A 12,160-nucleotide genomic window follows, 5' to 3' on the forward strand; every position below is an offset into this window, starting at 1 on the left:
TGAATTTAAATACGACCTATTACTTTTTTCTATGAAAGCGTTCACTTTCATAATAATATTTCATATATTGCTTAGAGCCGCTCGCTCATAAATTCAATCCATTGACGCGTCGCATAACTTAAATATTTATCTTTCTTCCAGACAACACCGAGTTCCCAAGACATCGACTTGTCATCGATCGGTATATTACAGAAGTGACTGTCGAGCATCTTCACGATATTCTCCGGTAGTATGCTGATGCCTAAATGTGCATTTAATAGATTCTCAATAAAGTTCCATTGAGATATCTTAGAAACTGTATTCGGAATATAACCTGCGTTCTTCGTCGCTTCAATAATCTTGTCATTGAGATAGAAATCTTCATTAAATAAGATAAAGTCCTCATTAATGAGATCTTTCATATTGACGGAGTCTCTCGTCGCCAATGCATGATTTCTATGTGTCACTAAACGCAGTTCTTCTTGATAAAGTGGTATGGAATTAAAGATGGCTTGATCTACTGGCAATGTCGTAATCCCGATATCAATTTCATCATTGACCAGTTGAGATTCAATCATCTTTCCGCCATTTTCCACTAGATTATACGTCACATTCGGATAGCGCTGATGAAACTCGCCCAAGATTTCAATAAATTGATTCATATTCATCACCGCTGAAAGCCCGATGCTAATATGACCTGTTTCGAGTCCGAGCAAACTATTAATTTCTTTCGGTAAATCATTAAATAAATTGAGTATTTCTTTACATTTTTGATAGAAGACTTCTCCCGCATCTGTGAGCACCAACTGCCGCTTACTTCTATCGAACAATGGCATCGCCAATTCACTTTCCAAATCTTTAATCGCTTTACTAATCGTTGGTTGAGCGATATACAGATGCTTCGAAGCTTTCGTCATTCCACCATGTTCCACGACTTCAACGAAATATGTCATTTGTTTGATATCCATAGGATGCGTACCCCTCATCTATCACTTTCTTCACTGTTAATACTACCTTATTTTTCGCCAAAATGGGAGCTTTAGCTCAATTTCTTTCCTTATTATTAATGATTATTGTCAGGTATGTGGTGAGTCTGATTTCCCACTACCCTTTTCAACCAAGTATTAAAATTGACAATTACATGAATGTGTTTAATACCAAATATAGATTATGGTATAATGACTTGTGGCTCTAGAAGAGGTGATGTATGACTTTCTACGATTTTATGCAGAACTTTCTAGGTGATGACACGCCTTTAGGTGAATTGGCTGATGAGATTAATCAAGATGTCAATTTCCCTAAAAATGTTTCTGATCCAGAAAGCATCTTGACATATTGTCGTGAACACAATTGGACTGATACTGAGTTGCTCAGTATCACTAAGAGAGCCTTAGACTTATTTAGCCAATTCGTCCTCATGTAGTAGCCATAGTATTTCATGAGATATAGGCTTGCCATCACCTCATGATGCGTAGGAGAAAGTTCGTGCATTAACGTACTTTCTCCCCTTTTTTATATACAAAAAACGGGAGACAAACTGAAATCAATGAGATTCCGAAGTTTCTCTCCCGTAACAATACAATTCTTTATACCTGAGTTGGCTAATGACTTAAGTAAGGTCTTAACGCTTTTTAGACTGACTATCTAGTTTCTAAATGTTCTTCTAAGCCTTCAGGATTTTCAACTTTAGCAGTCTTGTCTTTCACAATCTTAAATCCAGTATAACCATATATAATAGAAATAACTGGTACAATATAGTTCAAGATGGCAAACGGTGCGTACGTTCCTGCAGATACGCCTAATGTCGTCGCAATAAACACCCCACATGTATTCCACGGAACGAACACTGACGTTAACGTTCCACCATCTTCAAGCGCTCGTGAAAGGTTCTTCGCATGTAATTTTTTCAACTTAAATGCATCCGCAAACATGCGTGACGGTACGATGATTGAAATATATTGTTCTGAACAAGTGAAGTTCGTACCGATACATGACACGATAACTGATGCGATAAGTGAACCTGTGCGCTTCGCAAATTTTAAAATAACATTGATTAAAGCAGCAAGCATACCAGAATATTCAAGCACACCACCAAAGGTCATCGCTACAAGCGTTAACGAGATGGTGTAGAACATATCTTCTAAACCACCACGGTTAAAGAGTTCATTGACCATATGGTTATCAGTGTGAATAGAATAGCCTGTTTGTAATGCTGTTAGTGCATCTGTAAGGGAATCTCATTGGATGAAGATTTGTGAGAAGAACCCTAAGATTACACCTGCACAAATCGCTGGAATAGCTGGGACTTTCAATACAACAAGAATGATAACGATGGCTGGTACAAGCAATAGCCATGGCGTAATCGTAAAGTTGTCATTCATCGTATTGAGAATCTTGTTGATCTTACCACTGTTAAAGTTACGATTTCCGTATTGTAAACCTATAAAGAAATAAACAATTAAGGTGATGACAATAGCGGGAATCGTGGTGTAGAACATATGCTTGATGTGTTCAAATAATGGGACCTCTGTTAAGCCTGAAGCAAGGTTAGTCGTATCTGAAAGTGGACTCATCTTGTCACCAAAGTAGGAGCCACAAATGACTGCACCTGCAACCATACCAGATGAAATTCCCATGCTAATACCGATACCCATACAAGCGACACCTACTGTGGCCATCGTTGACCAACTACTTCCAATCGCTAGTGCAACCACGCTGCAGAGTATGATAACTACAACTAAGAAATATGTAGGATTAATCAGTCTTAAACCATAATAAATCATCGTCGCTACGACACCGCCGCCAATCCAAGATCCGATAACTAGCCCGACTAACATAATAATGACAATGGCTGGTAACGCATGACGAATACCTTTGTACATCATCTCTTCTACTTCTTCGAAATCATAACCATGAAACATCGTTACGATAATCGCGGTAGCAGTACCAATCATGAGCGGAATATGTGGCTCTTTACCGAGCACTGCTACTGAGAAGAGCATAGTACCAATCATTATTGCGAGTGTGAGTAAAGCAGAAGGTACCCCTATTTTCTTCTTAACTTTCTCACTCTTTTCCTTCTTATCCTTTGACATTTCTTACACCCCTTTGTTCCACGTTGATCATTTAAAAATTAAATGTGTCAACGCTTACAAAATATCATAACTCATTTATTGAATTTTGCAACTTCTTACATGCAAAATAAATAATGATTTCACTTTATCAATTCTGTATGAAGTGATTCTGATAAGGATATAAAGGGGTGGGCTGAAAATAATAAAAATTTGTGAACTTATTTATAACCTTTTCAAATCGTTTGTAATAAGAAAAGGGATAGTACGCTAATTGCTTTTATTACATAACGACTACCCCTCATTCACTATTCTTATTATTGTTGTGATCTTATTTCTTTGAGCTTATCTTCAGCAACTTGAGTGTTTGCTCGATCAGCTTGCTTTAAGTACTCAGCAATTTGTGCAATCTCTTCGCCTTGAGCACCGACACTAATCGCTAAAGATTTATACTGTAAACTCATATGTCCTTGTTGGATGCCTTCTGATACCAATGCACGACACGCCGCAAAGTTCTGAGCAAGACCTACCGCAGCTACGACTTCGCCTAGCTCTTTAGCTGACGACACGTTCAGTAGGTCTAACGACGCTTTCGCTATTGGCAGGACTTTCGTTCCACCACCGACTGTTGCTAACGTCATCGGCACCTCGATGTCACCGATTAAACGCTGGCGTTCTTGATCGTATTTCCAAGTCGCAATTCCACGATACTGCCCATCTTTACTAGCATACGCATGTGCGCTCGCTTCAGCACCGCGTGTATCATTTCCTGTAGCTAAGACAACAGCGTGAATACCATTCATCACACCTTTGTTATGTGTGGCAGCACGATGAGGATCGACTTGAGCGAGTACAGAAGCACGTTCCATTCGGCGCGCTACTTCTTCACCGCTTCGTTCACCTTTTCCTAAATCATCTACTGCAATTTCGCCTCGTACATGAACGACAGAAGCAGTCGCATGATTGGATAGGATACTCATCAAGATGCCGCTGTCCGGAATTTCAGTTTTTAGATATGCTGCGATACCTTCTAACATTGTATTCAACATGTTCGCGCCCATCGCATCTTTCGTATCCACAAAGATCTTCAATGAGAGTAACTGCTGTTCAGGGAACGTATCAATTTCAAAGCGACGATAGCCGCCCCCTCTTTTTAGAATAGAAGGGTAAGCCTCATCGGCAATTTGTTTAATCTGATGATCAAAGTGATTGATTTGTTCTACTAGAGCTTCTGTATCTTCGACACCATCAAAGACGATTTGGCCAATCATTAAGCGCTCACTAGATACGACTTTAAATCCGCCTGTGCGGTTAACGAGCTTCGCACCATAACTTGCCGCAGCGACTACAGAAGGTTCTTCAACCATCATCGGTACAACGTAAGATTGACCTTCAACATCAATTTGTGGCAGCAAACCAACTGGTAGTGCGCCTTGCGTAATTACATTCTCAATTAAACTGTTCGCTACATCTTCGTTAATCGTGGCATAATTTTTCAACGTAGCGTAATCATCGTCGTTCAACCAACCGTATGACTTTAACATCTCAAGCTTATCTTCACGCGATAAATGTCGAAATGATTTATCTAAAGGCTTCATAAACTACTCTCCTCTTTCCACATGTAATGCGATGCCTAAGCCGCCACCGATACAAGCTGTTGCGATACCTGAATGTTTATCCTCTTGAGATAATATATTCACTAGTGTTGTCACTAAACGAGCTCCACTCGCTCCAATAGGGTGTCCTAAAGCAATCGCACCACCATGAAGGTTAAATTTCTCATCAGGAATACCCAAATGTTCTTTAACCGGAATACTTTGTGCAGCGAATGCCTCAGTCATTTCAACAACATCGATATCTGTCATTTGTTTATTCATTCTAGTTAATAAGTGAGAAACTGCATGATATGGTGCGTAACCCATCATCTCTGGATCGCAGCCGACTTCTGAGTAATCTCCGATAAGACCTAAGATGTCATAACCGTTCTCTTTCGCATAATCTGCATCCATCAAGATGAGCGCAGACGCACCGTCATTAATACTAGAAGCATTACCTCCTGTTACAGTGCCATCTTCTTTAAAGATCGTCTTGAGTGTGCCAAGCTTTTCTACACTACTATTACCACGGATACCTTCGTCGGTCGTCATCATTTCGCCATCAGCATCTTCAAGAGGCACGATTTCATCTTTGAATTTGCCTGCTTCAGTAGCTTGAGCTGCTTTTTGTTGTGAGTTGTTAGCGAAAGTATCTTGTGCTTCACGTGATACTTGATATTTATCAGCAATCTTCTCAGCAGTTACGCCCATTGGCACGTTATGGAAAGCATCTGTTAAACCATCATGCATGAAACTTTCAACTGGCTTCTCGTCTTCCCCTAATAACAGCTTCGGTGCATTAGTCATACTTTCAACGCCCCCTACTGCTACGACTTTCGCTTCGCCAAGTTGAATGAGTTGCTTACCTAGAATAATGGCTTTAAGACCTGAACCACATACTTCGTTAATCGTCATCGCTGGTGAAGTTTCTGGTATGCCAGACGCAATACTAATTTGACGCGCTGTATTCTGTCCGAGACCTGCTTGTAGCACGTTACCGAAGATGACTTGTTCAATCTCTTCAGATTTAACATTGGCACTTTCAATAGCTGCACTCAATGCTTTCGTTCCTAGTTCTACTGCGTTATAGTTACGCAATCTACCTTTAAATCTCCCTATGGGTGTACGTTTCGCACTAACAATAGCGATATTACTCATATAAATTTCTCCTTTGTTTACTTTGTAATTACTGTATTTATAGGTTGTATTTTGATATGATACAATTGCTATTTTTACATAAGAAAGGGGTCGATACATCATGACTATCGGTATAGATCAAATAAACTTTTACATTCCACAATTCTACGTTGATATGGCAGAATTAGCTGAAGCACGCGGCGTTGATCCAAACAAATTCTTGAAAGGCATAGGCCAAACAGAGATGGCTGTAAGCCCTGTAAGTCAAGATATCGTTTCAATGGGTGCTAACGCAGCGAAAGATATTCTTTCAGACGATGATAAGAAAGCGGTTTCTATGGTGATTGTAGCCACTGAATCAGCAATTGATTCAGCGAAAGCCTCTGCCGTTCAAATTCACAACTTGCTAGGTATTCAACCTTTCGCTCGTTGTATTGAAATGAAAGAAGCTTGTTATGCCGCTACACCAGCCATCCAACTTGCTAAAGATTACCTCCAACAACGTCCTGATGAGAAAGTACTTGTCATCGCTAGTGATACTGCACGTTACGGACTCGAATCAGGCGGGGAACCTACTCAAGGTGCTGGTGCTGTAGCAATGATGCTCAGCCACAACCCACGCATTCTGGAACTTAATGATGATGCTGTGCCATTTACTGAAGATGTCTATGACTTCTGGAGACCGACTGGCCATATGTATCCACTCGTTGCTGGTAAATTATCTAAAGATGCGTATATTCACTCTTTCCAAGAAAGCTGGAAAGCGTATGCTCAGCGCTATAATCATTCTTTAGATGACTTTGCGAGTCTATGTTTCCATGTTCCATTTACTAAAATGGGTAAAAAAGCGCTTGAATCCATCTTAACAGATGAGATTTCAGATGAAACTCAGAAACGTCTTACAGAAGGATACGATGCAGCAACATATTACAATCGTTACGTTGGTAACATTTACACAGGTTCACTCTACCTCAGCCTCATTTCATTATTAGAAACACATGATCTAGAAGCTGGCCAAATAATTGGTCTCTTCAGTTATGGTTCAGGTTCAGTAGGTGAATTCTTCTCTGGTAAACTTGTCGAAGGTTATCGTGATGCTTTAGCAATTGATGAACATAAAGCTTTAATGAACAACCGAAAAGCATTGTCAGTTGAAGAGTATGAATCCTTCTTCAAACGCTTTGACAACTTGGAATTTGATCACGACACAGAGCTTGTAGAAACACCTAAAGGCGCATTCTACTTAGATCACATCGAAGATCATATCCGCTCTTATAATACCTTAAAATAATTTAATATTCACTGGATAAGGGTAAGCCTCATCCACTACACAGATTCACTGCGCCACTGAGATATGATGACTTAAAGTCGCACAATAATGACAACATTATCGTGCGGCTTTATTATGTTTAACAGGAGCGGTAGTTATCGTTAATCCACTTCATACAACCATTCCTATCCTTTCATTTAATTCGTCGGCAAATAGAAATCACCTAAATCTACGCCCTCTAATTCTAGAAGCTGCATCTTAACATCCAAGCCTCCACCGTAGCCGGTCAAATTACCGTTCTTACCCACTACACGGTGACAAGGCACAATCAGAGATATAGGGTTACTTCCTACCGCTCCACCTATCGCTTGAGCTGCCATCTTCTGTTTACCTCTTAAACGCGCGATTTCTTTAGCGATTTCACTATACGTGACCGTCTTGCCATACGGGATTTGACGCAAATAATGCCATACTTGTTGCCTAAACTCTGACCCTTGTGGATTTAATTCGAAATAGATCTCTGGTTGTTCACCTTTGAAATAAGCGTCTAACCACTTACGTGCTTTAGCAAAGACCAGCAAGTCACTTTCTTCAAAGTTATCATTAAACTGATCTGCGAAATCTTGTTGATTCGCGTGCCATACGCCTGTTAAAGCACTGCCATCAGAAGTTAACGTCAATTGTCCTATAGGTGATTGATAGTATGTTAGATATTGCATAGTATTCCTCATCTCTCAAATCATTTTCTCTATCATAGCCTATTCGTCTACTGTTTGTAAAATTTCACTTTTAGAGTTTCTATCTGGAATTCTTGGAGCTTTTTTAAGTTACTGCAACTTTGGAAAATAAGACAAAATTCATCATTACTGCACTCATTAGTTCTCTTTTCGAGGTAGTAAACATCCACCTACGATAATAGCAATCACAACCATTAAGACACCAGTGAGAAAGCCATAGCTTGCTGCTTGAGTAACCGACTTACCAGTTGAAAGCACGCCTTCATAAACAGAAGTAATGATTGCGATACCGAATGCGCCGCCAAGTGTGGATCCCATTTTAAAAATACCTGAAGCAACACCCACCTTATCTTGAGGCGTCGTTGAAACCGCAGTATTTAAAGCTGGTGTAGCAAACAATCCTGTGCCTGTACCAAACAACACACTCGCGATAATTACGAGTACGAGATAGCTAGATGAGTTGAGAAACGTCATACTCAATAAAGCGATACCTATCGCAGAAAGTGTTGGGCCACCCACCATCATGACTTTCGAACCAAAGCGATTAATTCCTTTCTCCCCCACTCTCACCACAATCAACAAAGCAATAACGTATGGCAGAGTGAGCAGTCCAGCTTGAAACGAATTCAATTTCAAACTACCTTGCGCAAAAATATTAATAAGGGCGATGACACCCACGCAAGTATTCAATAATGTGTTCGCAATAACTGCACCGACAAAGGCTTTATTTTTAAATAATCGTAAATTGATAAAAGGTTCTGCCCGACGTTGTTCTACAAAGATAAATAGACCCACACTCACTATAAATATGAGCAAGCAAGCTAATGAATATGGATGCGTCCAGCCCATCTTATAACCTTGCGTAATCACGAAACTGACGCTGGCAATCATCGCGATAAAGATCACTAACCCCACCAAGTCGAAATGTGCACGAGTATCGCGCTGGCGTTGTGTATCAGAAATGTCCTTTAACAACCAAAAGGCCACGATAGAAATCACAATAGATAGGATGAAGATGTATTGCCAACCGAGATAAGTTGAAATTAAGCCCGCGAAGGTAGAAGCAAAGCCAGTACCACCGAACGCACCAATCGACCAGTAACTTAGCGCCTTCTTACGTGCCTCACCGTCGAAGTAATCGTTGAACAAAGCAATCGTCGTCGACATAATGATTGCAGCTGAGAAACCTTGAATCACTCGACCAAGTAGGAACAAACTAATGTAGCCAGTCAGAACGAGCAGTAGCGAACCTATAACATTTAAGATGAGCGCGAGATAAACCATCTTCACTCTCCCTAACTTGTCCGCCACGTTCCCAGCCACAACCATCAAGACGCCAGTCACGAAGGAAGTCAAACTGACAGAAATGTTCACGATATTGAGAGAGGCATGATACGTTGATTGTATTTGAGGCCCTATATTGAGCAATGCTTGCGCAAATAGCCAGTACGTTAGTATTGATAACATCACCCCTATGATCAAACTACGCTGCTTTCTCTTACTAGATAATGCTGTCATTACAAACATCCCCTTTAACCCCTTAACTTATAACTAAATTGTAGCATTGTGTATACATTTTCGAAATAAATTTAACCGAATTTTCAGACTTATTTAGTTAAAATGTGCTTTCTCTTTCCTTTTACTAAAAGCACATCATCAATCTCATTTGCCTTTACCTTTACCACCACTCAATATAAATAACGCAAAAAAGATAAAAGCCACGAATAAAATGGTACGAAACCACATCACGCGCTCAAGATGAGGATACAAAGCACTCAGTATGATATAGACAATGCCGATAACAATAGCTAACACCAAATATATACGGTGTTTCATCTCGCGTTCCTCCTACACTTTCTACTATTGAAAGGGCAGGAACACCTCATTAATAGTGCCCTGCCCTTACTGAGACTTATATTAACTTGTTTAGATTAATATGAGATTAGAACGCTTTAAAGTTCACGAAATTATAACATTTCTGAAACGACTTTTTGTTCTAAGAAGTTGATGAGGTAGTCTGGTCCACCTGTCTTCGCATCTGTACCTGACATCTTGAATCCGCCGAATGGGTGGTAGCCCATCACAGCTGCAGTACAGCCACGGTTGAGGTATAAGTTACCTACATCATAATCTTCAATTGCTTGTAACCAGTGTTCACGTGTATTTGTAATCACTGAACCTGTAAGACCATAATCTGTATCGTTAGCTACGTCTAATGCTTCTTCCCAACTGCTCACTTTTACAAAGCCAACAACTGGACCGAAGATTTCTTCTTGCATGATTTGGTCTTTAGACTTCAAGCCTGAGAAGATCGTTGGGTGAACGAAGTAACCTGTTTCGTCTTCAGTCTCGCCACCGTGTTCTAATTTACCTTCTTTTTTACCAATTTCAATATAGTTCTTGATCTTATCGAATTGTTTTTGGTTAATTACTGGACCCATTTCAGTATTGTTCTCAGTGTTACCGAATGTAATGTCTTTCGTTAACTTAATTGCTTTTTCCAACACTTCATCGTGAACCGCTTTATGCACGATCGCACGTGAACATGCTGAACATTTCTGACCTGAGAAACCAAATGCTGATGAAACAATAGATTCAGCAGCTAAATCAGTGTCCGCGTCTTCGTCAACGATAATCGCATCTTTACCGCCCATTTCAACTGTGACACGTTTCAAGAACTGTTGACCTTCTTGCACTTTCGCAGCTCTTTCGAAGATACGTGTACCTGTCGCACGTGAACCAGTAAATGTAACGAAATGCGTATGAACGCTATCTACAAGATAGTCACCGATTTCTTTCGGATCACCTGGTACGAAGTTAACTACCCCTTTAGGTAAGCCTGCTTCTTGAAGCACTTCAATTAACTTGTAAGCAGTTAACACTGTGTCTTCAGCAGGTTTGAGTAATACAGTGTTACCAGCGATAACTGGCGCTAAAGTTGTACCTGTCATAATCGCGAACGGGAAGTTCCATGGTGGAATAGTGACACCAGGACCGATTGGTTTGTAGAAGTAGCGGTTATGTTCGCCTTCACGGTCTAAGACAGGTTTGCCATCCGCTAATTCCATCATTGAACGTGAATAGTATTCGATAAAGTCGATACCTTCACAAACATCGCCTACCGCTTCATCCCATGGTTTACCTGCTTCGTAAACCATTACAGCAGCGATTTCTTCTTTACGACGACGGATTAATGCAGCTACACGTAACATAAATTCTGCGCGATCGCGATGTTGCCATTTACGCCATGACTCGTATGCTTCATTAGCCGCGTCAAATGCCGCATCTACATCTTTCTTCGTCGCTTTAGAAATTTCAGCAATTTCTTCAGAAGTATTTGCTGGATTGATAGAAGTGAAAGTATCTTTTGTGAATTTCTCTTCGCCATTGATCCATAAAGGTACTTTTTGGCTGAATTCACCTTTCACTTTACTTAACATTTGCTGGAATGATTCTACATTTTCTTGTTGAGAGAAATCGATTCCTGCTTCACTTCTGTATTCTCTTACCATCATTTCTACCCCCAATGTCTGTTAATAGAAAACTTTAATGGAAATATCCACTGTTGCTATGTATTTTATCTGTCTTTTCTAATAATTGCAATCGCTTACAAATAATTTTTAGAAATTTACCAAGATTTCATCTCTTTTTAATATTACCTTTCGGGTGTAAAACGCTTTATCTGCAATAGTTTAGCGTAGTTTATTTTTGTTTTGTAAAAGTTGAAAAAATTTAGCGTTGGCTCACAAATTTTTAAGTTCATTCTCTGACTTGGTTTAATACATGAGTCACGTCATATTTTTTGAGTAAAAAAAGACAATGCCACTCAGCATGTTATACACTCAGTCACATTGTCTTGTGTTAATTAATATTTTGTATTTTAGACGTCTTTAAAAATTATGCACGCGCCTTACGCTTTGTCTGCTTATTGCGGCGTACAATCAACATAATTCCAGCGATGAGCCAGAACAGTGTCGCTATGAAATTGAGGCTCAATACCGCTGCAATCGCAAGCAAGATAAATATCACGCCTGCTGTCTTCGGTAATTTATTGATGATTAACGCAGTAATTAAAGCTACTGCCGCAACAATAATGGCTAATCCAATTAAATAGATAATCCATTCATTTAGATGACTTACGATTGAATTGATATCAGCGTTGGACAATTTACCCGAGCTCACTTCTTCTTTGATACTATCCTTGATTTCAGATTTAAAGCTATCGTCATTCATGAAAGGTGCGATGACCCCGTAGATAAATATGAGCGCAAATTGTAAGAGTAGTCCTAGCCAAACTAGAATCTTCTCCCAAACTCTTTTCATTCAAGTTCCTCCTAGTGATTTTATATTTATTATTCACCATGCATTGTT

The 12,160-nt window shown here is 39.8% G+C and carries 10 protein-coding genes and 1 pseudogene; 2 read left to right on the plus strand and 9 right to left on the minus strand.

The window, feature by feature from the left end:
* Positions 1 to 71: 71 nt before the first annotated feature.
* On the minus strand, positions 72 to 947 hold the full coding sequence (cidR, locus tag CD039_RS08545) for a cidABC operon transcriptional activator CidR (protein ID WP_103371963.1): 876 nt from the start codon (positions 945 to 947) through the stop codon (positions 72 to 74).
* A 239-nt stretch (positions 948 to 1,186) separates the two neighbouring features.
* Here cidR and CD039_RS08550 point away from each other — a divergent pair, with 239 nt between their 5' ends.
* The gene (locus tag CD039_RS08550) at positions 1,187 to 1,402 is read left to right on the plus strand and encodes a sterile alpha motif-like domain-containing protein (protein ID WP_002470888.1); all 216 of its coding nucleotides are present in this window, start codon (positions 1,187 to 1,189) and stop codon (positions 1,400 to 1,402) included.
* A gap of 217 nt (positions 1,403 to 1,619) precedes the next feature.
* Here the strand turns inward: CD039_RS08550 and nhaC are convergent.
* The 3 genes and pseudogenes from nhaC to CD039_RS08565 form a co-directional block, all read right to left on the minus strand.
* A pseudogene (gene nhaC, locus CD039_RS08555) lies at positions 1,620 to 3,074 on the minus strand (Na+/H+ antiporter NhaC).
* A gap of 293 nt (positions 3,075 to 3,367) precedes the next feature.
* On the minus strand, positions 3,368 to 4,648 hold the full coding sequence (locus CD039_RS08560; protein WP_103371964.1) for a hydroxymethylglutaryl-CoA reductase, degradative: 1,281 nt from the start codon (positions 4,646 to 4,648) through the stop codon (positions 3,368 to 3,370).
* 3 nt (positions 4,649 to 4,651) lie between these two features.
* Positions 4,652 to 5,803, minus strand: a complete 1,152-nt coding sequence (locus CD039_RS08565; RefSeq protein WP_103371965.1) for a thiolase family protein — start codon at positions 5,801 to 5,803, stop codon at positions 4,652 to 4,654.
* A gap of 100 nt (positions 5,804 to 5,903) precedes the next feature.
* Here CD039_RS08565 and CD039_RS08570 point away from each other — a divergent pair, with 100 nt between their 5' ends.
* A complete protein-coding gene (locus tag CD039_RS08570) occupies positions 5,904 to 7,073 on the plus strand; it encodes a hydroxymethylglutaryl-CoA synthase (RefSeq protein WP_103371966.1) in 1,170 nt (389 codons plus the stop codon).
* Between the two features lie 176 nt (positions 7,074 to 7,249).
* On the opposite strand, the gene CD039_RS08575 is transcribed toward CD039_RS08570, so the two are convergent.
* The 5 genes from CD039_RS08575 to CD039_RS08590 form a co-directional block, all read right to left on the minus strand.
* Positions 7,250 to 7,771, minus strand: coding sequence for a methylated-DNA--[protein]-cysteine S-methyltransferase (locus CD039_RS08575; protein ID WP_103371967.1), 522 nt, complete (start codon positions 7,769 to 7,771; stop codon positions 7,250 to 7,252).
* Positions 7,772 to 7,927: 156 nt separating this feature from the next.
* Entirely contained in the window at positions 7,928 to 9,307 is a 1,380-nt protein-coding gene (locus CD039_RS08580) for an MFS transporter (protein ID WP_103371992.1), read from the minus strand.
* Between the two features lie 144 nt (positions 9,308 to 9,451).
* Positions 9,452 to 9,625, minus strand: coding sequence for a hypothetical protein (locus tag CD039_RS11880; RefSeq protein ID WP_167386244.1), 174 nt, complete (start codon positions 9,623 to 9,625; stop codon positions 9,452 to 9,454).
* 131 nt (positions 9,626 to 9,756) lie between these two features.
* Entirely contained in the window at positions 9,757 to 11,301 is a 1,545-nt protein-coding gene (gene pruA, locus CD039_RS08585) for an L-glutamate gamma-semialdehyde dehydrogenase (RefSeq protein WP_040805936.1), read from the minus strand.
* Between the two features lie 385 nt (positions 11,302 to 11,686).
* Positions 11,687 to 12,112 carry a DUF4064 domain-containing protein gene (locus tag CD039_RS08590; RefSeq protein WP_070502779.1) on the minus strand — a complete coding sequence of 142 codons (426 nt, stop codon included), beginning with the start codon at positions 12,110 to 12,112 and terminating at the stop codon, positions 11,687 to 11,689.
* Positions 12,113 to 12,160: the final 48 nt, after the last annotated feature.

The organism is Staphylococcus argensis, from assembly GCF_002902305.1.
Classification (GTDB): domain Bacteria; phylum Bacillota; class Bacilli; order Staphylococcales; family Staphylococcaceae; genus Staphylococcus; species Staphylococcus argensis.

What these genes read in the sequence shown, in the direction of transcription:
- cidR (WP_103371963.1), bottom strand. Translation starts at nt 947, where the DNA reads ATGGATATCAAACAAATGACATATTTCGTTGAAGTCGTGGAACATGGT.
- CD039_RS08580 (WP_103371992.1), bottom strand. Translation starts at nt 9,307, where the DNA reads ATGACAGCATTATCTAGTAAGAGAAAGCAGCGTAGTTTGATCATAGGG.
- CD039_RS11880 (WP_167386244.1), bottom strand. Translation starts at nt 9,625, where the DNA reads ATGAAACACCGTATATATTTGGTGTTAGCTATTGTTATCGGCATTGTC.
- CD039_RS08570 (WP_103371966.1), top strand. Translation starts at nt 5,904, where the DNA reads ATGACTATCGGTATAGATCAAATAAACTTTTACATTCCACAATTCTAC.
- CD039_RS08565 (WP_103371965.1), bottom strand. Translation starts at nt 5,803, where the DNA reads ATGAGTAATATCGCTATTGTTAGTGCGAAACGTACACCCATAGGGAGA.
- CD039_RS08575 (WP_103371967.1), bottom strand. Translation starts at nt 7,771, where the DNA reads ATGCAATATCTAACATACTATCAATCACCTATAGGACAATTGACGTTA.
- CD039_RS08590 (WP_070502779.1), bottom strand. Translation starts at nt 12,112, where the DNA reads ATGAAAAGAGTTTGGGAGAAGATTCTAGTTTGGCTAGGACTACTCTTA.
- pruA (WP_040805936.1), bottom strand. Translation starts at nt 11,301, where the DNA reads ATGGTAAGAGAATACAGAAGTGAAGCAGGAATCGATTTCTCTCAACAA.
- CD039_RS08550 (WP_002470888.1), top strand. Translation starts at nt 1,187, where the DNA reads ATGACTTTCTACGATTTTATGCAGAACTTTCTAGGTGATGACACGCCT.
- CD039_RS08560 (WP_103371964.1), bottom strand. Translation starts at nt 4,648, where the DNA reads ATGAAGCCTTTAGATAAATCATTTCGACATTTATCGCGTGAAGATAAG.